Source organism: Marivirga arenosa (assembly GCF_030503875.2).
Taxonomy (GTDB): domain Bacteria; phylum Bacteroidota; class Bacteroidia; order Cytophagales; family Cyclobacteriaceae; genus Marivirga; species Marivirga arenosa.
Map to the genome: position 1 here is coordinate 1,857,027 of NZ_CP129968.2, position 20,503 is coordinate 1,877,529.

General features: G+C 33.6%; 19 protein-coding genes. 14 read left to right on the forward strand and 5 right to left on the reverse strand.

The annotated features are described in order from the left end of the window. Nucleotides 1-2 precede the first annotated feature (2 nt). Together hisD and hisG are read right to left on the reverse strand one after the other, a co-directional pair. On the reverse strand, nt 3-1,289 hold the full coding sequence (gene hisD / locus QYS47_RS08015; RefSeq protein ID WP_322348319.1) for a histidinol dehydrogenase: 1,287 nt from the start codon (nt 1,287-1,289) through the stop codon (nt 3-5). A gap of 87 nt (nt 1,290-1,376) precedes the next feature. Then, nucleotides 1,377-2,234 (reverse strand): ATP phosphoribosyltransferase, encoded by an 858-nt coding sequence (gene hisG, locus QYS47_RS08020; protein ID WP_308357045.1) that lies wholly within the window; start codon nt 2,232-2,234, stop codon nt 1,377-1,379. A 340-nt stretch (nt 2,235-2,574) separates the two neighbouring features. Between hisG and QYS47_RS08025 the strand changes: the two genes are divergently transcribed. Next, a complete protein-coding gene (locus QYS47_RS08025; RefSeq protein WP_322348320.1) occupies nt 2,575-3,051 on the forward strand; it encodes an Mpo1 family 2-hydroxy fatty acid dioxygenase in 477 nt (158 codons plus the stop codon). 3 nt (nt 3,052-3,054) lie between these two features. Here QYS47_RS08025 and QYS47_RS08030 read toward each other — a convergent pair whose 3' ends face one another. After that, the gene (locus tag QYS47_RS08030) at nt 3,055-3,654 is read right to left on the reverse strand and encodes an IMPACT family protein (protein WP_302126307.1); all 600 of its coding nucleotides are present in this window, start codon (nt 3,652-3,654) and stop codon (nt 3,055-3,057) included. Between the two features lie 104 nt (nt 3,655-3,758). On the opposite strand from QYS47_RS08030, the gene QYS47_RS08035 reads away from it, so the two are divergent. From QYS47_RS08035 to QYS47_RS08050, 4 genes are read left to right on the forward strand one after another with little or no spacing between them, the layout of a single operon-like run. After that, nucleotides 3,759-4,667: a hypothetical protein gene (locus QYS47_RS08035; RefSeq protein ID WP_322348321.1), complete on the forward strand. Its 909-nt coding sequence runs from the start codon at nt 3,759-3,761 to the stop codon at nt 4,665-4,667. Then, on the forward strand, nt 4,661-5,890 hold the full coding sequence (locus tag QYS47_RS08040) for an MATE family efflux transporter (protein WP_322348322.1): 1,230 nt from the start codon (nt 4,661-4,663) through the stop codon (nt 5,888-5,890). The genes QYS47_RS08035 and QYS47_RS08040 overlap by 7 nt, the downstream gene beginning before the upstream one ends. Then, nucleotides 5,877-6,743, forward strand: a complete 867-nt coding sequence (locus QYS47_RS08045) for a glycosyltransferase (protein ID WP_322348323.1) — start codon at nt 5,877-5,879, stop codon at nt 6,741-6,743. Before QYS47_RS08040 ends, QYS47_RS08045 begins: the two co-directional genes overlap by 14 nt. After that, nucleotides 6,740-7,222, forward strand: a complete 483-nt coding sequence (locus QYS47_RS08050) for a low molecular weight protein-tyrosine-phosphatase (protein WP_302099995.1) — start codon at nt 6,740-6,742, stop codon at nt 7,220-7,222. The genes QYS47_RS08045 and QYS47_RS08050 overlap by 4 nt, the downstream gene beginning before the upstream one ends. A 27-nt stretch (nt 7,223-7,249) precedes the next feature. On the opposite strand, the gene QYS47_RS08055 is transcribed toward QYS47_RS08050, so the two are convergent. After that, nucleotides 7,250-9,949 (reverse strand): putative LPS assembly protein LptD, encoded by a 2,700-nt coding sequence (locus QYS47_RS08055; RefSeq protein ID WP_322348324.1) that lies wholly within the window; start codon nt 9,947-9,949, stop codon nt 7,250-7,252. 124 nt (nt 9,950-10,073) lie between these two features. On the opposite strand from QYS47_RS08055, the gene QYS47_RS08060 reads away from it, so the two are divergent. From QYS47_RS08060 to QYS47_RS08075, 4 genes are read left to right on the forward strand one after another with little or no spacing between them, the layout of a single operon-like run. Next, a complete protein-coding gene (locus tag QYS47_RS08060; RefSeq protein WP_308358442.1) occupies nt 10,074-10,820 on the forward strand; it encodes an N-acetylmuramoyl-L-alanine amidase family protein in 747 nt (248 codons plus the stop codon). Between the two features lie 14 nt (nt 10,821-10,834). Next, complete coding sequence (locus QYS47_RS08065) at nt 10,835-11,761, forward strand: MlaD family protein (protein WP_322348325.1); 927 nt, start codon at nt 10,835-10,837, stop codon at nt 11,759-11,761. Nucleotides 11,762-11,804: 43 nt separating this feature from the next. Next, nucleotides 11,805-13,433 (forward strand): acyl-CoA carboxylase subunit beta, encoded by a 1,629-nt coding sequence (locus QYS47_RS08070; protein WP_308357037.1) that lies wholly within the window; start codon nt 11,805-11,807, stop codon nt 13,431-13,433. A 12-nt stretch (nt 13,434-13,445) separates the two neighbouring features. Then, a complete protein-coding gene (locus tag QYS47_RS08075) occupies nt 13,446-14,312 on the forward strand; it encodes a transglutaminase-like domain-containing protein (RefSeq protein ID WP_322348326.1) in 867 nt (288 codons plus the stop codon). Here QYS47_RS08075 and QYS47_RS08080 read toward each other — a convergent pair. Beyond that, entirely contained in the window at nt 14,309-14,944 is a 636-nt protein-coding gene (locus QYS47_RS08080) for a 4'-phosphopantetheinyl transferase family protein (RefSeq protein WP_322348327.1), read from the reverse strand. The genes QYS47_RS08075 and QYS47_RS08080 overlap by 4 nt on opposite strands. A gap of 16 nt (nt 14,945-14,960) precedes the next feature. Between QYS47_RS08080 and QYS47_RS08085 the strand changes: the two genes are divergently transcribed. The 5 genes from QYS47_RS08085 to hutU all read left to right on the forward strand — a co-directional run bounded on the left by QYS47_RS08085 (nt 14,961) and on the right by hutU (nt 20,484). Continuing rightward, on the forward strand, nt 14,961-15,875 hold the full coding sequence (locus QYS47_RS08085) for a WD40 repeat domain-containing protein (protein ID WP_308357035.1): 915 nt from the start codon (nt 14,961-14,963) through the stop codon (nt 15,873-15,875). Between the two features lie 107 nt (nt 15,876-15,982). Beyond that, a complete protein-coding gene (locus tag QYS47_RS08090) occupies nt 15,983-16,732 on the forward strand; it encodes a DivIVA domain-containing protein (RefSeq protein WP_322348328.1) in 750 nt (249 codons plus the stop codon). Nucleotides 16,733-16,746: 14 nt separating this feature from the next. Then, nucleotides 16,747-17,109: a dihydroneopterin aldolase gene (gene folB, locus QYS47_RS08095; RefSeq protein WP_308357033.1), complete on the forward strand. Its 363-nt coding sequence runs from the start codon at nt 16,747-16,749 to the stop codon at nt 17,107-17,109. A 125-nt stretch (nt 17,110-17,234) separates the two neighbouring features. Next, the gene (locus QYS47_RS08100) at nt 17,235-18,743 is read left to right on the forward strand and encodes an FMN-binding glutamate synthase family protein (RefSeq protein WP_322348329.1); all 1,509 of its coding nucleotides are present in this window, start codon (nt 17,235-17,237) and stop codon (nt 18,741-18,743) included. 67 nt (nt 18,744-18,810) lie between these two features. Next, a complete protein-coding gene (gene hutU / locus QYS47_RS08105) occupies nt 18,811-20,484 on the forward strand; it encodes a urocanate hydratase (protein ID WP_322348330.1) in 1,674 nt (557 codons plus the stop codon). Nucleotides 20,485-20,503 lie beyond the last annotated feature (19 nt).

Here is a 20,503-nt window from a genome sequence, read left to right on the forward strand (position 1 = left end):
GATTAGTTTTTAATACTATTAAGACGCACAGTTACTGCATTTTTATGCGCTCTTAGAGATTCAGCTTCCGCCATTTCTTCCACATAGGGGCCAAGTTTTTGTAATCCTTCAGCTGTAATTTCTTGATAGGTTATATTCTTGATAAAACTGTCTAAAGAAACTCCACTGTAGGCTCTTGCAGCACCGTTTGTTGGTAAAGTATGGTTTGTACCAGAAGCATAATCACCTGCTGATTCTGGTGTATAGTAACCAATAAAGATAGAGCCCGCATTTTCAATTTTATCAGCTATCTCTCTTGCGTTTTTAGTTAATAAAATTAAATGTTCAGGAGCATAAATATTTATCAAGTCAATGCATTCTTTTTCTTCTTTTAAAATAAAAACGGCACTATTTTGTAGACATCTATCAGCTATTTCCCAGCGTGGTAACTCACTTAACTGATGATAAATCTCCTTTTGTAAAGTTGGGATAATGTCTTGATCTGTAGTAACAAAAATCACCTGACTATCCACTCCATGTTCCGCTTGAGATAATAAGTCAGCCGCAATAAATGCTGGATTAGCATCTTCATCCGCATAAACTAAAACTTCTGAAGGCCCAGCAGGCATATCAATAGCAGCGCCATCTAAGCTGGCCAATTGTTTTGCTGCAGTTACATATTGATTTCCAGGGCCAAAAATCTTATCCACTTTAGGAATACTTTCTGTACCATAGGTCATGGCTGCTATGGCTTGAGCACCGCCTACTTTATAAATTTTGGTGATACCTGCTAATTCCGCTGTAAATAGAATTGCCGGATGAATGTTTCCTTCTTTATCTGGAGGACTACAAAGAACAATTTCCTTGCAGCCCGCAATTTTTGCAGGAACCGCTAACATCAATACTGTGCTAAACAAAGGAGCCGTTCCGCCAGGTATGTATAAACCTACTTTTGGTATAGCCACTGATTTTCTCTCACAAAGAACGCCAGGCATGGTTTCTATCCTTAAATCAGTTATTTTCTGTGCCTTATGAAATCTAGTGATATTCTCGTGTGCTACTTTAATCGCATCTTTAAGCTTCTGATCTACTTTTTTGCTTGCAGCTTCTATTTCTTCTTTTGTTACTAAAAGATCATTTATCGATATACCATCAAATTTTTCCGTATAGTTTTTTACGCTACTGTCACCGTTTTTCTTTACCTCATCCATTATCGGCTGCACTATTTTCCTTATATCATGCAGCGATTCAGTTGGTCTTTTTAATAGTTCTTCCCAATTCTCCTTTTTGGGATTAATATATTCTTTCATATCCTTTTGCTAATTCTTTCTGAAATACTGATTACTTTCAGTTGTACAACTGTTCAGTGTAATTAAATATTTAGGTTCAATTATATATTATAGAATCATTTTTTCTATTGGGGCAACTAATATTCCTTGCGCACCAGCAGCTTTTAATTTTTCTATAACATCCCAAAATTCATCTTCTTTCACTACTGAGTGTAATGAACTCCAGCCTTCCATTGCTAATGGCAACACGGTAGGGCTTTTCATACCTGGCAGTAGGCTTATGATTTCATCAATAGAATCATTAGGAGCGTTTAATAAAATATATTTATTGTTTTTACCTGCTTGAACTGCTTCGATTCTAAATATTAACTGATTTAAAATTTCTTTCTGTTCAGAAGATAACTTTTTTCCAGAGATTAAAACAGCTTCAGATCGCATAATTACATCCGCTTCTTTTAGGCCATTGCTAAGTAAAGTACTTCCTGAACTTACAATATCACATACCGCATCCGCCAATCCTATGCTAGGAGCAATTTCAACAGAACCACTGATTTCATGAATTTCTGCCTTGATATTTTTTCCTTTAAGGAAATTTTCAAGGATTTTAGGGTAGGAGGTTGCGATACTTTTACCATCTAATTCAGAAATGTCTTTATAATCCCAATTTCTGTCTACTCCAATTGATAATCTACATTTTGAGAAGCCTAATTTTTTTACAAGCTCAACATCTTTTTCATATTCCACTAATACATTTTCACCAACAATACCTAAGTCAGCTACTCCATCTTCCACATAGCCAGGGATATCATCATCTCTGAGAAATAGAAATTCTAACGGAAAGTTATCTGCAACTGCTTTTAATTTACCTTTTCCATTACTGAATTTGATACCACATTCTTTGATTAGTTTTAGTGAATCTTCACTTAATCTACCTGATTTTTGTATAGCTATTTTTAAAGTATTCATTTTTAATTTCTGATTTCGATAATTTAATAAAAAGAGAATTTGATTAGAATTGTTTATTTAATTTCTATTAAATAAAATGATGCGCAGAATCCTGCTTATGGCAATATAGTGTGAATATTCCTCTTACAAAGAGGAATGATGGAATACGTGAACAGCATGAAATGCATGAGTTGCATTTTTTGAGATGTAGATATTTGTGCTGTTTGTATTCATTCACTGCAAATGTATTAAGCTTTTTTAATAACTCTAATAATTTTATATATTTTTTAAAAAAAGTGTTAAGAATTTTTACAATAATTTTAATATTGATTCATAAAATAAAAATCTCTATTTTGGTCGTATGAGAAAGATAGATTCACTACTAGAAGAATATGGGGCAAGCCATAAAAATGCTACAAATAAGAAAGTTCATTGGATTTGCGTGCCGCTTATATTTTGGAGTGTGGTAGCATTGCTTTATTCCATTCCAAATGATAGTCTTACTTACGTTCTTGGAGAAGGATATTACAACAATTGGGCAGTAGTTGTACTCGTTCTAGTATTGATTTATTATATCACTCTATCTATTCCAATTTCCTTTGGTATGTTGGCCTTTGCCATTTTGTGCATTGCGGTTGCAAGATGGGCAGATCAATTCAATTTTTTACCATTATGGGGAATCGCTTTAATAGTTTTCTTTTTAGCCTGGGTTGGCCAATTTTGGGGGCATAAAATAGAAGGTAAAAAGCCATCCTTCTTAAAAGATTTACAGTTTCTTTTAATAGGGCCAGCTTGGTTAATGCATTTTATTTATAAAAGATTAGGAATTAAATATTGAGAATTAAGAATTCAAATAATCAAATTTGAGTCCATCAATCTTAAGGGCTTCTTCCTCAAACCTATCTTTCAGCGATTGTTTGATACCAATATTAGCAGAACATTCTTCAGTAAACTCCTGAGTTTTTATATCGGCTTCAAATTCATTTAATAGCCTCATAACTTCGTTGGTGATTTCATAGCCGTAGTTAATATCAAATAATTCTTCAATTGTAACCTCGGTCAAATTAGATGATTCTAATGCTTCAAATGCGGCAGTTTTATAGGCATTGATTAAGCCTGGAACTCCCAGTTTTGTACCTCCAAAGTATCGAACAACTACTACTAATACTTGGGTTAAGTTCTTGGATTTTATTTGGCCTAAAATAGGGTCACCAGCGGAATGATTGGGTTCTCCATCATCATTTGCTCTAAATTTATCTTTTGAAAGTATATAAGCATAGCAATGATGTCTTCCATCATAATATTGCTTTTTAACTTCTTCTAATCTTTCTTTTACTTCATCTTCATCACGAACTCTAAAGGCCAAGCCAATAAATTTACTTCCTTTTTCTTTATATAATCCTTCACCACCCTTTGAAATTGTATAGAAAGAATCCTTCATTATTTTCTTTACTTAAATATTTTTAAAGGCTTTAAATTTTACTCAAAGCTCAAATTAGTTGAAAAGCTATTATTAATTATAGTTTAAAAAGTATTTTTACACTTATGTGGCAAAACTATCAAATTTCTGAGCAATTCCCTTCTCAAAAAGAGGAAGCTGAAATGGATCTGATGCTTTTTACTAAAAAAGAGTATTGGCTATTTCATTTAAGAAAAGAAGAAATTTTGCCAGTGTTAGTTAAAGATGATAATGGAAATATACTGTCCTATTGGTGTTTTTATAAGTCTTCAAACGAAATAAGAACTCCTTTCAGTGCTCCTTATTTTAAACCTTTTATTTCACGAACTTCTAGTTTTCTCATTCAATTTGAAGTTGTTAAAGGCTATTTGAAATCAAATTATAATCAAAAAGTCTATTTCGCATTTTTGAAATCTTTAATGGATGAGTATGAATTTTTTAAATCGAATATACAGTCAGTTGATATAGGAACAGTTTTATCAGTTGATAAGGCTGATTTTTCAAGGGCAATTGTAAACGCTAGAAAAAGTAGGAAGTTAAATTCATTATTAAAAGATAGATCCTTTAAAACTGAATTAGTTCGTAAAAATGATTGGAAAGAGACTTATGAATTAAACCTGAGTTGGAGGATAGAGAAGGGTCACCAAAATTTTATTAGATCTGAAGTGATGAGAAATCTGAAGCTTAAATTCCCTCATAATTACCAGGCATTTCATTTAATAAATAGTGATAAAGTAGTGGGTACAGTCTTTTTTGTTAAAATTCATTCTGAGTTTTTATATGTATATTCCTTAATTACAAATCCTAAATATGATGCTAAGGAACCCAGCTTATTACTTTGGAATGCAGTCTATAATTGGGCTTTTGAAAATAAAATTCTTTTTATCGATATGGGTACTTCTATGCTCTCTAATAAAGGTATAAATAAAGAATTGCTATCCTATAAGTTAAAAATAGGAGGGAAATGCTACCGAAAATATAATGTTGAATGTTAAAAACAATTACAAAATATCAACATGCGGTATTTAGTGCAATATTGATCATAATCAGAAGTGCAGTGGGTTTTGGAGTTCAAAAACTTGTTGCTGTTGCATATGGGCCAGTAGGAACTACCTTAATCAGCCACTTTCAAAATTTAATATCAATTTTCACTCAACCTGTTCAGGATGTAATTGTAAATGGTTTAATTAATGCTTTCCCTAAAAAGGATTTTGAAAAGTCTAAAATAATAGGGGCCTCACTTCATTTATTATTGATATTATTGAGTGGTACAGCCTTCATTCTATTTTTAAAATATATTTTTAACGAAAGCTTATTTAGTTTTTCATTTTCACAATGGGTTCTGATAGTTATTTCAATAATACTTTTCAGCCTTGGTTTAATTCTATCAGCCATTTATGTAGTTGAGAAGAAGCTGAAAATATTTCTTAGTATTATTTCATTTCAATGGCTTCTCTTCTTTTTAATTGTTTTATTATATGAGTTTGAGTTAAATGAATTTTTACTCTTTTGGTTAATAATTCAAGCAATTTTTACTCTAATACTTTATCTGCCTATTAAGAACCATTTTAATATAAACTTTGAACTTGATAATAAAATTAAAAACCATTTTAAGCAATTTCTCATAATTGGGTTTACTGTTTTAATAAGTAGTAAATGGGTTGATTATTTTGTCAGAGAATATGCAGTACAAGAATTTGGTCAAAATGAATCGGGTCTTTGGCAAGCGGTGGTTCGTTTATCAGAAGCATATAGAGGATTGATTATTAGCTTTTTGTTTTTAACTTTTTATCCCAGTATTTCAAAAGCAATTTCATCTGATACCATAAAAAGTACAATATTACGGAAGCATTTCTTAATATACCTGGTGTTATCTTTAATGCTAATCATCATTTTATTCCTTTTTTCTGATCAATTATTAACTCTATTGTATAATAGAGAGTATAGTCAGGCAAATTATTTATTTCGGCTTCAGTTAGTAGGAGATTTTTTGGCTATATTATCATTCCCTTTTGCTATATATCTTTTAGCCAGAGTAAATACCTATTCCTACATTTTTGCAGAAATATTAAGCACGATTGTCTTTATTATTGTAATTTTATTAAAACTTGGAAATGGAATTGATTCCATTGTTATAGCTCACATCTGCAGATTTATTATTTATTCCATATCAATTTCTGCAATTAGTGTAAATGATTTAAAAAATGTCAGCAACTAAGGTCACTGTAATTTGCTTATGTTATAATCAGGAAGAATATGTAGTGGAGGCTATGCAATCCGTTTTAAATCAGACTTATCCAACTGAATTAATCATTGTGGATGATGCTTCTACGGATAAGAGTGTGGAAGTCATTAAATCATTTCTAAAGAATCAAAGAAGAGAGATTAAGTCTATCTTTTTAAATGAAAATCATGGAAATTGTAAAGCTTTTAATATTGCATTGAAAGAGTGTGAATCGGATTATATAATTGACTTAGCAGCAGATGATGTTCTTTTGCCTCATAGGGTAGAAGAGGGAGTTAAGAATCTAAAAGCTAATAGAAATGTGGCAGTAAACTTTACAAATGCTAATTATATTGATCAGAATGGTGAATACATAAAATCACATTTTGAAGTTGATGATATTAAAAGATCAAAGGAAATAGTACCAGAAGGAGATTGCTTTGCCGCTATTTTAGAGCGTTATTATATATGTTCTCCTTCCATGATGTACAATGCAAAATACCTAAAAGAAATAGGAGGTTATGATGAAAGTTTAGCCTATGAAGATTTTGATATTATGCTGCGCCTATCCAGAAAATATCCATTTAGTTATACGGATAAAATATTGGTAAATAAAAGAATTCTTAATAATTCTATGTCTGCCAAACAATATCAAAAAGATAATAAGCAGTTAAATTCAACACTTATTATATGTAGAAAAGCGTTTAAACTAATTAAGGAGAGAAAAGAAAAGGTAGCGCTTATAAAACGTATCGCTTATGAAGCAAAACAAGCTTTTGTTAATAAAAGGTTTATATTATTCATCTCATTTATTAATTTAGAATTTAAAACTATTTTGCAAAAATGAAGAAAATACTTTTTGTGTGCTTAGGGAACATTTGCCGATCTCCATTAGCTGAGGGTTTGATTGTGAAGAAAATTGCAAAATTAAATTTAAACGAGCACTTTAAAATTGATTCCTGTGGGACTGCTGACTACCATATTGGTGAGCTACCGGATGAAAGAACTCGCGAAAATGCACTAAAAAATGATTTAGAATTAAATCATAGGGCAAGGCAATTCGAATACTCTGACTTCAATAAATTCGACCATATTTTGGTCATGGATAATTCTAATAAGATGAAAGTGATTGGCCAAGCAACTTCCGAGGAGCATCTTAGAAAGGTTCAGTTAATGAGAGAATTTGAAACTGAAGATGATCTGAAAGGTATAGATGTGCCAGACCCTTATTATGGTGGCGAGGAAGGTTTTCAAAACGTATTTGATATATTAGATAGATGCACTGAAAATCTTTTAGAGTATCATTTACAGACTATAGAATACTAGTATTTAGTATCGGTTTTCATCAGTGGATTAATTATCCCACCAGCTTCTTCTTCTGTTTAATTTCAAATCCTGTAAAATTGAAGCCTTTACTCCAATATCTACACTGAAAGATTGGAATCTTCCAAATGGTACCCAATTTGCATTAATTTGCCAACAGTGTAGATTTCTGAAGATATTGATGGAAGTTTGTGTGAAGTCTTTTTGCTCAAAATCATAACCCGAAGTGAAACCAACTTTCCAGTTTTCTGTGAAATTAATGTCCCCGCTGAAATTCATGGTTTGTTGCACTGTAGCTTCTTCATAGCCGTCTTTGCTCCATCTGATATTATATCGTACTCTTAAGTTCCATGGAACATCGAAATCAACATACATTTGAGGATTATTGGATAATGCCTGCACCTGATCTTCAGTGGCACCAGCTTGCCTAGCTTTGTCTTCTAAATTATTTCGGTTTTCATCATCGCTTTTCTTACCCTTAGGGTTCAGGTTAGTTGATAATGCAATATTTGCTGTGGTTAATCGTCCTATTCCTTGGCCACCTTCCCAAGCATATTGATCAATTTCACGTTGAAAAACCTCGGACTCACCCCTTTCATTTGTTATGATACTATCCAATACTATAACATATGGATTTATGCCAGTTTGTATGTTAACATCTAATTTATTGTTAAAAAGGTTTGTTCTAGCATTTATAGAGATGGGTGCCAATCTAAATGAATCAGCTATTATATTATAACTGGTGGAAAAAGAAAGGTTGTCAAAAATTTTCACTTTAGTAGGAGTGTCAGAAGTATCACTAGCCTTTTTAACTTTCATTTCAATGGTATTAGCTAAGGAAATACCTATTGTTCCCGATTTCCCTCTACCAGGACTACCGTAAACAAATCCATCATATTTTGAAAAGATTCTAGTGTTTCCAAGAGAGTCAGTCTGAACTTCCTTGTAAATACCATATTGTTCCTCACCAAAATCGGGACGCCAGTTGAAGTTTACAGTTGGAGTCATAATGTGGCGAACTGCTTTCACTGGTCCATTCTTAGGGTAAATTGTACCATATAATCTAGTAGTAAAACCAATGCCAGCATTGTAAGAGCCAGCTCTACTAAAAGTATTTAAGGTATCAATTACTACAGTTTTTAAAGAATCACTGTATCTGTGATTTAATTCTCTTAGATACCATACCTCATCATAATTAAAGTTAGGACTTGCCGTAATGAACTTAAATAAATTAAAAGAAGTAGAAACTGGTACTCTATGCCTACCTCCATTATTAGCTCTTTCTAATAAGAAAGGTAAATTTTCTGGACTAAAGTCTGCAATACTATCTTCTGTAGCTTCCAGGCTAACTCTTCCAATATTATTTGTTATTCTATTTGTACTTGTAAAATTGTATGAATAATTCATTTTCTGTAGCCAGTCAAAACCATCCAGATTAACCTTTTTAAATGGATACTGCCTGTTCATGTTCAAAGCTACTTCTGGTAATAGAATGTCAATTTCATTAGTTCTAATATTTTGATTGTGTCTTGCACTTATCGCATAATTGAAAGGCGTTCCTGCAATAACGTTAGAATAAGAAATATTGGAGTTAAAGTTCGCGTTTACTTGCTGCTGGTAGTTTGAAGTTGGGTTGTTTTGGTTATAGCTTGAGGTTCCACCATTCACTGAAGCAGAGAATCTTCCTGTCCCTTTTGATTCAGGTCGATGTGACCATTGTATCCAGAAATCTTTTGAAACTGCTGAATCTACTTCAGATTCCCCAATTTGCTGCTGATTAAAACGGATGTTAATGTTTCCGCTATAACTGTATCTCTTTTTATAATTTGAAGCTAAAGATAAACCATAACTTCCTTTTGAATAAATTTCACCTCTTAAAGCTAAATCAATATATTCACTGATAGCCCAATAATAACCTCCATCTCTTAAGAAAAATCCTCTTCTATTTTCTTCACCGTAAGTGGGGAATAAAATACCAGAGGTCTTATTATTGGGCATCGGAAACATACCAAATGGAAATAATAAAGGCGTGGGAAGTTCTGTGATTTCTAGGTTAAAAGGGCCAGCAAGTATTTTATCTCCAGGAATTAATTTTAATTTATTTGCTGAGATACCAAAATGAGGATGATCTAAATTACAAGTAGTATAGAGAGCGTGGTCACTGAATAGTTCATCCTTTTCGTTCTTTTTCGTCCAGTTTGAATGCATGAAGGCTTCCCCTTGCTGGGTTACTACACCCTTAATAATGGCTTTTTTGGTGTCGAAATTATATCTAATTTCATCTGTTTGATAAACTTGGCCTCTATCCGAGAATATTGGTTTACCGCTAATATTACCGGAAGTATCTTTTAATCCACTGGCATCTAGTACCTTGGTATTGTAATTAACTTTTATCTTATCAGCATCTAGTTCAATTTCTCCATAATCTACATGGGCCTCTTTATACATAATAATGTCTTGAGTTTTCAAGTTAAAGTTTAAAGAATCCTTGGCATTGTAATTGACTGTGGTTGCGATGTCCCCTTTTTTCTTGTTTTTAACAGTATCAGCTTCAGCTTTTGTACTATCAGAAATTATAGTAGCTGTAGAGTCTGTTAAAGTTTTAAGACTATCAATATCGAGGGATGTGTTAATCAAGGAATCGGTTTTCTGTACTAAAGAATCCGCGTCTTGAGCAAAACCAAAATAAGGAACAATGAATATGAAAATACTTAAAATATACCGCCTCAAATTATTTCGTGGATTTTTCCGATTTGATGAATTTTTGCAATCTTTGTGTAAAATTATACTATTCAAATTAAACAACCGAAAGATTGTGAAAAATATTACCATCCTTTCTACACTTACTATTTTGATGGTCCTTGGCTCATTCACAAATCTTAATAAACCTTCATATAAAGTAAATAAGGTTGTGATTGATGCTGGACATGGGGGCAAAGATAGTGGAACACGAGGCGTAATGTCAAAAGAAAAAGATATTGCTTTAGATATTGCTTTGGAGCTAGGTGAAATCATTAAAGAATATTTGCCTGATGTTGAAGTCATTTATACTAGAAAAGATGATAATTTTGTTGAACTTGACGAACGCTCGAATATCGCGAACAAAAATGGTGCCGACCTGTTTGTATCTATTCATTGTAATGCAGTTGACTATAGCGAAAAAGTTCACGGCACAGAAACCTGGATAATGGGACTTCATAAGTCAGAAACAAACTTGAATGTAGCAAAAAGAGAAAATGCTGTTATTCTTATGGAGGATAACTACGAAGAAAAGTATGAGGGTTTTGATCCGAATGATCCAGCTTCTCACATATTATTTTCTTTATACCAAAATGCTTATTTAGCTAATAGTTTGAATCTTGCCGAAAAAGTAGAATATCAGTTCGATAAGAGAGTAGGAAGACACAGTAGGGGTGTTAAACAAGCCGGATTTGTGGTTTTATTTAAAAGCTCAATGCCGAGTGTACTGATTGAAACTGGCTTCTTAAGTAATCCTAAAGAGGAAAGATATTTGAACGATGACTTAGGAAAGACGTATATAGCATCGGGTATTTTCCGTGCCATCCGAGATTACAAAGTAGAAATTGAATCAATGAACTAAAAACTTATACAACTTTGAAAATAGCTAAAGAAATTAAAGTTGCCGTCTTGGCAATTACATCAATTGTAATATTCTATTTTGGTTTTAATTACCTTAAAGGAATAGATTTTTTTGATCCTAAAAATGAATATTATGCTGTTTATGACCAAGTGAATGGTTTAACAGTATCTAATCCTGTGTTATTAAGCGGACTTTCAGTGGGGAGAGTAAGTAGAATTGAAATTCTTCAAGAGCAGGAAAATAAATTGAAAGTTTATTTTGAGGTAAGGGAGGATATCACTTTAGGAGATGAATCGGTTGCTATGTTAGCAACAGACATTCTAGGATCTCAAACTATAGTGTTGAAAAGGAATAATGTGGTTGAACCTATAGCGGAAGGAAGCGAAGTGAAAGGAGATGTAGAACCCGCATTAACTGAACAAATTCAACAACAAGCCTATCCAGTATTAAAGACTTTAGACTCTGTTGGCCAACATTTAAATGGAATACTCGCAAACATCGATCGTAACGAGAGTAAAATACAAAATATTATGCTTCATGTGGAAACTACCACCAGAAATTTAGCAGAGATTTCAGAAAAGCAAGCTAAGATAGGAGCGATGATCGATGATTTTAAAAAAATATCTGCTGCTTTGGCTGATGAAAGAACTGGACTAAAAGCATTACTTAATAAAACAAATGGTATTGCCGATTCTGTTAATTCTTTAGAATTAGCTAAAGTTGTGAATAGATTAGATTCTACATTAATCACAATCAATTCTACAGTGGCTTCAATGCAGGATGGTGAAGGCACGGTTGATAAATTACTAAATGATGATTCTTTATATCTTAATCTAAATCAGACATTAGTTGATTTAGATGCCTTATTGATTGATATGAAGGATCAGCCTAAGAAGTATGTACACTTCTCATTATTTGGTAGTAAAGACAAGAAGAAATAATTGAATACTTAATTAATTATTAATCATATCAGGAAACGACTAAATGGATATTGAATTTAATAAGAACGAGGACCTCAATAAACAAGAGGTAGATAAGTTAAAGCACAAGCTTGAAAAAGTATATTTAGGTGGGGGAGAAAAAAAGATTGAATCCCAACACAAAAAAGGAAAATTAACAGCAAGAGAACGTATTGATTATTTAGTAGATGATGGTTCTGAATTTTTAGAAATCGGAGCATTTGCTGCAGATGGTATGTATGAAGAGGTAGGCGGTTGCCCTTCTGCTGGTGTAGTTACGGGAATTGGATATGTAGAAGGTAGACAGGTGGTTATTGTAGCTAATGATGCTACCGTTAAGGCTGGGGCATGGTTTCCCATGACAGCAAAGAAAAATTTACGCGCTCAGGAAGTAGCGATGGAGAATAGATTGCCTATCATTTATTTAGTAGATAGTGCTGGTGTATTCCTGCCAATGCAAAATGAAATTTTCCCTGATAAAGAACATTTTGGAAGACAATTTAGAAATAATGCAAAAATGTCTTCAATGGGAATTATTCAAGTAGCTGCTATCATGGGTAGCTGTGTAGCAGGAGGCGCTTATTTACCGATTATGGCGGATGAAGCTATGATTGTAAATAAAACAGGATCTATATTCTTAGCAGGTTCATATTTAGTAAAAGCTGCTATAGGTGAAGATATTGATAATGAAACATTAGGTGGAGCTACTACACATTGCGAAATCTCAGGTGTTACGGATAATAAGCATGAAACTGATCAGGATTGCTTAGACGATATTAAAAGGATTTTTAATAAAATAGGTAGCTTTGAAAAAGCTGGTTTTAACAGAGAAGAACCAGCAGCACCTAAAAAAGATGAGAAAGAAATCTATGGTTTACTACCGAATGATCGAGTAAAACCTTACGATACTAGAGATATAATAGAAAGACTGGTTGATAATTCAGAGTTTGATGAATACAAAGCCTTATACGGTAAATCTATCATTTGCGGAACAGCAAGAATTGATGGATGGGCAGTTGGAATAGTAGCAAACCAAAGAAAAGTTGTAAAAACTAAGAAAGGGGAAATGCAGATGGGGGGAGTAATTTATTCCGACTCTGCTGATAAAGCTGCAAGGTTTATCATGAATTGTAATCAACGAAAAATTCCACTTGTATTCCTTCAAGATGTAAGCGGCTTTATGATTGGAAGTAAATCTGAGCATGGTGGTATTATTAAGGATGGGGCTAAAATGGTAAATGCTATGGCCAACTCGGTAGTACCTAAATTTACTATTGTGATTGGTAATTCATACGGAGCAGGTAATTATGCAATGTGTGGAAAGGCTTATGATCCTCGACTAATCTATGCATGGCCTACAGCCCAAATTGCAGTAATGAGTGGAGCGGCTGCAGCAAAAACCTTATTGCAAATAAAAGTAGCTACCCTTAAAGCAAAAGGAGAGGAAATATCAGAAGAGGATAAGGAGAAAATGCTGAAGGAAATTACCGATAAGTATAATGAAGAACTTTCTCCATATTATGCAGCCTCTCGATTATGGGTGGATGGTATTATTGATCCATTAGAAACTAGGAAAGTAATTTCAATGGGGATTGAGGCAGCAGATCATGCGCCAATAGAAAAACCATTTAATGTAGGAGTAATCCAAACCTAAATTAGATAAATATTGGATTTAGATAAGAAAGAATTCAAAGCTTTAGTATCTCTTTTAGAAGACGATGATCAGGAGATAAGCTCTCATGTTGAAGGAAAGATAATGTCTCTTGGAAGCGATATTATCCCATATCTGGAAGAGCAATGGGAAAATAGCTTTGATCCTAATGTACAAAGGAAAATTGAAGATATGATTCATAATCTTCAATTTTCTCAGCTGAAGGAAAAGCTAAGGGATTGGAAAGAAGGTGGTGCAGAAAGCTTGCTTGAAGGCATGTGGCTAATTTCCTTGTATCAATATCCTGATACTGATTTAAATGAATTAAATAAAGAAGTAGAACAAATATATTATGATATATGGGTGGAGCTGAAGGAAGATCTTCATCCTTATGATCAGGTGAAAATTATAAATAGTGCTTTGTTTTCGAAATTAAAATTCCGAGCGAACACAAAAAATTTCCATTCACCAAATAACTCTTTTTTAAAGTCAGTATTAGAGAGTAAAAAAGGTAACCCGATATCTCTATCAGTCATATATATGCTTGTTGCTGAAAAGTTAGGGATGCCTATTTATGGGGTAAATTTGCCAAATCTGTTTATTGTAACCTATAAATCTGAAGAAACTCAGTTTTACATAAATGCATTTAATAGAGGGCTAATTTTCTCAAAAAAAGATATTGATAATTATTTGGCAAATTTAAACTTAACGCCAAAGCCAATTTATTACGAACCATGCTCAAATGAAGATATCATAAAGCGTGTGTTACGTAACCTTATCATGGCATATGAGAAATTGGATGATCATCAAAAAGCTGATGAAATTAAAGAATTGCTAATAGAAGTTTCCGGTGGAATTGATTTCGATGCTTTAGGGCTTTAGTTCACATTTAAGCAAATAAAATACTCCTCCAATTTGTAAAAAGCTAATTCGTATTCTTTAAAGAAATCATCTTTATTAATAGAACCACTCATTAGAGTCCAGTCTTTTTTGAGTGGTTTTACTTTTAAGTGGTCTTTAAAATTTAATTCACGTTTCATAAACAGCTTATACAATACTTCCTTGGCAGACCACATTTTGGAATATTTCACCAAGTCAGCATTACAATATTCCATTTCCTCATCAGTATAAAGTCTTGGGGCAATTTTTGCCATTTTGGCCTTTGGTTTTTCAATATCAATACCCACTTCTATTTTAAATCCTACGGCAGCAGCTATATAATTTTCAGTGTGAGAAAGTGAAATATTATACTCTGAATCAGGTATTACAGGTTTCCCGAATTCATTTCTATATATAGGCTGATCAGTTATTTTTAATGAATGTAATACCGTTTTACATAACATTCTACCAGCTAAGAATTCTAATCTTTTTTCAGGGTGAGTAGTCTCAGCAAGAATATTAACATCAGTTGGGCTTAAAACAATGTTTCTTTGATAGAAGTCTATATCTTCCTCAATTTTCCAAACAGCTAGGTGAACTTTATCGTTTATTTGTTTTATATATTCTAATGCCATCTCGTAACTTTACAGTATGCCTAAAATTAATGTAGAAAAAGTACAAAGCCTAACAGGACATAAAGATTGCCTATATGTAGTGGAACCAGCAGCCCAAAATAATCAATTTTTCTCTGCTGGCGGAGATGGGATTGTGGCTTTATGGGATTTAAAAGATCCAGAATTAGGTCAAATGGTAGCAAAAGTCAATAATTCTGTATACGCTTTACATTATCTGAGAAATACCAATCATTTGTTGGTAGGCCATAATTATGAAGGTATTCATTTAATAGATGTTGAGAATAAACAAGAGGTAAAATCTTCTAAAATAACTGATGAAGCTATATTTGATATTAAAGTAATTGATAATATTATTCTGAGCGCCTGTGGTGATGGTCAGTTAATATTATCTGATTTGAAGGATTTATCTACCATTGCAAAGCTTCAAATTTCGGATAAAAGCATTAGAACCATTGCTGTTCATCCTAATCAAAAAGAAGTAGCCTTAGGCTTAAGTGATAATACGATTAAGGTTTTATCTTCTACTGATTGGCGCTTAAAAAAGGAAATAAAAGCCCATGATAATTCAGTATTTACAATTCAGTATTCTAGGGATGGAAAGTTATTGTTAAGCGCTGGTCGTGATGCACATCTAAAAATATGGGATGCGCAATCTGATTATATTTTGGTTGAATCAATAGTCGCCCATATGTATGCAATCAATAATATTAGTTTCCGGTCAGATGGTAAGTACTTTTCTACCTGTAGTATGGATAAAAGTATAAAAATTTGGGATGCACAGTCATTTAAGCTCTTGAAAGTTATTGATAAAGCTAGGCATGCAGGTCATGCAACATCCGTTAATAAATTATATTGGACGGATTATAATGATCAACTGGTAAGTGTTAGTGATGATCACACCATATCAATTTGGGATATACAGATGAATTAATCAAAATTATCCCGTTATATTTATATCTTGAAAAAGTGAAATACTTTTCTTAGCATTAAGACATTAGCTGGTTTTATGCGTTATTACAATAATCAACAGATAGTAAAATGAAGATTACTCCTTTAGAAATAAGACAAAAAGAATTTGAAAAAGGCTTTAGAGGCTATGATAAAGATGATGTCAAAGCATTTTTAGCTTCTCTATCTCAAGAGTGGGAGAGGGAAATGGACATTCAAAAGGAGTTAAAACTTAAATTGGAAGCAGCAGAAAAGGAAGTAGAAAAGTTGAGACAAGTGGAGAGCTCATTATACAAAACTTTGAAAACGGCAGAAGACACCGGAGCCAACGTAATTACCCAAGCCAACAGAACAGCGGAACTTCATTTAAAGGAAACCCAAATTAAAGCAGATAAATTGTTGTCAGACGCTCAACAAAGAGCAAAAGATATTGTGGAAGATGCTAACCATAAAGCACAGGCAATATTAGAAGATACAGAAGATGAATTAAAAGAGGTTGCCGATGGCTTCAAACAACTAGAAAATCACAGAGATAATGTGATTGAAGAATTGAGAAACCTTAGCACTGGATTGAATGATAAAGTGAAGAAGATTGAAGACAGAATGCAGCATGTTGATATTGAAACTCATCTTAAAAGAGCCAGAAAGGCGGTAAAGAAAATACAAAATGCTGATGAATATGAATTGGAAGAAGTTAAAAGACCTTCTATAAAACATGAAGCAGCAAAAGTACCTAAGGCTGAAAAAGCTAATCATTCAGAAGAGCCAAAACAACAAAATAAAAATGAAGAAAGTGGGGGAGAAGATACTTCCTTCTTTGATGAAATAACAGCCGATTAAAATCAGTATTTTTTATGAAGGGGAAAGTTGCATTGTCAGGAATGACTTTTTATGGCTATCATGGCTATTATGTTGAGGAAAACAAATTAGGGAATCATTATTCGGTTGACTTGGTAGTGGATACCAAGTTTGAAAAAATGGATGATAATTTAGAGAGCACCTTAAACTATGAAACCCTATATAAAACCACCGAGGAGGTTATGAAAAAACCTCTGAAATTACTGGAGACCTTAGCTTTTCATATTGGTAAAAAGATTTTAATAGAGAATGACTCAGCCATAAAAGTATTAGTAAGAGTAAATAAAAAGCAGCCCCCTATCGGTGCAATATGCGATGTAGCTTATGTTGAATTAGAGGTATCTCGAGATGATTTTTAATTAATCCTAGAGTACTTTTTTAAATTATAGAAAACTATTCCCTACACAATTTTATTACTTTATTATATTCTTTAAATTAAATTTTAGTTGTCTTTTCAGACATTTCATTTTTTAATCAAGATCAAATGCATAGAGTAATAAAATTTATCTTTGCAATAATTGCTTTTTTTATTGTAACCTACCTGATCATCTTTTTCCCGATTCCCAGTCTATTAGTAGTAGGCTCAGTTATGTTAATAGTTGGGATTTATGATATTTCTCAAAAGAAGCATACTATTTTGAGAAATTTCCCCATAATCGGTCATTTTAGATATTTGTTTGAAGAGATATCTCCAGAAATACATCAATATTTTGTTGAATCAGATGTTGACGGTAAACCACTTAGCAGAAACCAAAGAAGTTATGTTTATGCTAGAGCTAAACTTCAAAATAATACACATCCTTTTGGAACAGAACATGATTTACAAAGGGAAAAGATGGAGTGGACTACTCATTCAATTTTCCCTAGTAAAAGATTAGAAGATGCTCCACGTGTTAAAATTGGGGGCGCAAATTGCTCTAAGCCATATGAAGCAAGTTTATTTAATATTTCTGCAATGAGCTACGGCTCATTAAGTAAAAATGCTATTATGGCTCTTAACAAAGGTGCTAAAGCTGGAGGTTTTTATCATAATACAGGTGAGGGTAGCGTTTCTAATTATCACCTTATGGGTGGTGATATTGTTTATCAAGTAGGTACTGCATATTTTGGCTGCAGAGATAAAGAAGGGAACTTTTCAGAGGAAAAGTTTAAAGAAACTGCTCTGAGAGATGAAGTGAAAATGATTGAATTAAAATTATCTCAGGGTGCTAAGCCTGGACATGGAGGGATATTACCAGCACAAAAAAACTCAAAGGAAATTGCAAGAATTAGAGGAGTGGAGCCCCATACAGATGTTTTGTCTCCTCCTGGTCACACAGCATTTTCCTCATACACCGAAATGATGGCTTTTATTGGTAAACTTCGAGAGCTTTCAGACGGAAAACCTATTGGGTTTAAAATTTGCATTGGCAGAAAGAATGAATTTGAATCTATATGTGATGCAATAAAAGAAACCAATATTTACCCTGATTTCATAACCGTGGATGGTGCAGAAGGAGGTACCGGTGCGGCACCAATAATATTTTCTGATCATGTAGGAATGCCTTGGGAAAATGCCTTGGTTTTCGTGGTGGATACCTTAAGGAGATACAATCTTAGAAATGAGATAAAAGTCATTACCTCAGGCAAAATCATTGATGGTTTTGATATTTTTAAAGCACTTTGCCTTGGTGCCGATATATGTAATTCAGCAAGAGGTATGATGCTAGCCTTAGGGTGTATTCAAGCCTTGGAATGTCATAAGAATACCTGTCCTACAGGAGTTGCAACCAATAATGCTTCACGGATGAGAGGATTAGTGGTTGAAGATAAATGGAAAAGGGTGAAAAATTACCATGGGGAAACTATTAAAGATTTCTTAGATCTGTTTATGGCTTCAGGAGTTTCGGACTTATCTCAGCTTAATAGATCATTGATTTTTCAACAAAGAGATGGGAAAGAAGTAAACTTTGCAGATAGATATCCAGAAGCCCTAGAGGATAGTAAAATATAATAAACTTGCCTTTTTGTTGAATTTATAGCTATTTCACATTTGGAAAGATTGAACAGAACTAAAAGTTATGGAAACGACTAAAAAATACAATCCGGAAACTTACAAAACACCTACCGGCAGCAAACTCAACTGTAAAGGGTGGGTACAAGAAGCAGCATTGCGTATGTTGTTAAATAATCTAGACCCTGAGGTGGCCGAAAGACCTGAAGATTTAATTGTTTACGGGGGTAGAGGTAAGGCAGCAAGAAATTTCGAATCTTTAGATTTGATCATTAAAGCACTTAAAGATTTAGAGGAGGATGAAACTTTAATCGTTCAATCAGGAAAGCCTGTCGGGATTTTACCTACCCATAAAGATGCTCCTAAAGTATTGATTTCTAATTCTCAACTAGTGCCTAATTGGGCAAATTGGAAGCATTTTGATGAGTTAGAGAAAAAAGGATTGATGATGTACGGTCAGATGACGGCTGGTAGCTGGATTTATATTGGTTCGCAGGGTATTGTGCAAGGGACTTATGAAACATTTGCAGCAATAGCCAATAAAGATTTCAATGGTAGCCTTAAAGGAACCTTAACCGTAACTGCCGGATTGGGTGGAATGGGAGGAGCTCAACCTCTTGCCGTTACCATGAATGATGGAGTTTGTTTAGTAGCTGAAGTGGAACAGTGGAGAATTGATAAAAGGCTTTCTACAAAATATTTAGATGAGTCAATTGAAGATATGGATGCTGCAATTGATAGAGCATTGGAGGCGAAGAAGAATCAAGAAAGAGTTTCAATTGGAGTTCCATGTAATGCAGTGCATTTATTAGAAAGATTAATCGAAAGGGGAATTACGCCCAATGTTTTGACTGATCAAACATCAGCTCATGATCCTTTAATTGGATATATACCACACCAAATAAGTTTAGAAGAATCAAATGTTCTAAGAGAGCAAAATCCTGATAAATATGAGGAATTATCTTATGAGTCAATGTACAGACATGTAGAACTGATGCTTGAACTTCAAAAATCAGGATCTATCACTTTTGATTATGGTAATAACTTAAGAGCTAGAGCTTTTGAAAAAGGCCTAAAAAATGCATTTGATTTCCCAGGATTTGTTCCGGCTTACATTCGTCCACTGTTCTGTGAAGGGAAAGGGCCTTTCAGATGGGCTGCCTTATCGGGTGATCCGGCTGACATAGCAGAAACAGACAGAGTTATTAAAGAATTATTTCCTGAAAATGAATCTTTAATGCGTTGGATGGATATGGCTCAAGAAAGAATTTCTTTTCAGGGATTACCCTCAAGAATCTGTTGGTTAGGACAAGGAGAAAGACAAAAGGCTGGCTTAGCATTCAATAAATTGGTGAAAGAAGGAAAAGTTAAGGCTCCTATTGTAATTGGACGTGATCATTTAGATACTGGATCAGTCGCTTCTCCAAACAGAGAAACAGAAGCCATGTTGGATGGCTCAGATGCTGTAGCTGACTGGCCATTATTAAATGCATTAGTCAATACTGCGGGAGGTGCTAGTTGGGTTTCGTTGCATCATGGTGGTGGTGTGGGTATGGGGTATTCTATCCATGCCGGAATGGTAATCGTAGCGGATGGTACTGATGATGCAGAAAAGAGATTAAAGAGAGTTTTACATAATGACCCAGGAATGGGAGTGATAAGACATGCAGATGCTGGTTATGACATTGCCAAGGATACTGCTAGAAAGCATAAACTGGATTTAAAAGAAAGATTAGAGTAGGTGGTTCTATACCGGTCAG

Coding starts and splice junctions, on each gene's coding strand:
- QYS47_RS08030 (WP_302126307.1), bottom strand. CDS start 3,654: ATGAAGGATTCTTTCTATACAATTTCAAAGGGTGGTGAAGGATTATAT.
- folB (WP_308357033.1), top strand. CDS start 16,747: ATGAAGGGGAAAGTTGCATTGTCAGGAATGACTTTTTATGGCTATCAT.
- hisG (WP_308357045.1), bottom strand. CDS start 2,234: ATGAATACTTTAAAAATAGCTATACAAAAATCAGGTAGATTAAGTGAA.
- QYS47_RS08070 (WP_308357037.1), top strand. CDS start 11,805: ATGGATATTGAATTTAATAAGAACGAGGACCTCAATAAACAAGAGGTA.
- QYS47_RS08050 (WP_302099995.1), top strand. CDS start 6,740: ATGAAGAAAATACTTTTTGTGTGCTTAGGGAACATTTGCCGATCTCCA.
- QYS47_RS08100 (WP_322348329.1), top strand. CDS start 17,235: ATGCATAGAGTAATAAAATTTATCTTTGCAATAATTGCTTTTTTTATT.
- QYS47_RS08085 (WP_308357035.1), top strand. CDS start 14,961: ATGCCTAAAATTAATGTAGAAAAAGTACAAAGCCTAACAGGACATAAA.
- QYS47_RS08035 (WP_322348321.1), top strand. CDS start 3,759: ATGTGGCAAAACTATCAAATTTCTGAGCAATTCCCTTCTCAAAAAGAG.
- QYS47_RS08090 (WP_322348328.1), top strand. CDS start 15,983: ATGAAGATTACTCCTTTAGAAATAAGACAAAAAGAATTTGAAAAAGGC.
- hisD (WP_322348319.1), bottom strand. CDS start 1,289: ATGAAAGAATATATTAATCCCAAAAAGGAGAATTGGGAAGAACTATTA.
- QYS47_RS08025 (WP_322348320.1), top strand. CDS start 2,575: ATGAGAAAGATAGATTCACTACTAGAAGAATATGGGGCAAGCCATAAA.
- QYS47_RS08045 (WP_322348323.1), top strand. CDS start 5,877: ATGTCAGCAACTAAGGTCACTGTAATTTGCTTATGTTATAATCAGGAA.
- hutU (WP_322348330.1), top strand. CDS start 18,811: ATGGAAACGACTAAAAAATACAATCCGGAAACTTACAAAACACCTACC.
- QYS47_RS08040 (WP_322348322.1), top strand. CDS start 4,661: ATGTTAAAAACAATTACAAAATATCAACATGCGGTATTTAGTGCAATA.
- QYS47_RS08080 (WP_322348327.1), bottom strand. CDS start 14,944: ATGGCATTAGAATATATAAAACAAATAAACGATAAAGTTCACCTAGCT.
- QYS47_RS08060 (WP_308358442.1), top strand. CDS start 10,074: ATGGTCCTTGGCTCATTCACAAATCTTAATAAACCTTCATATAAAGTA.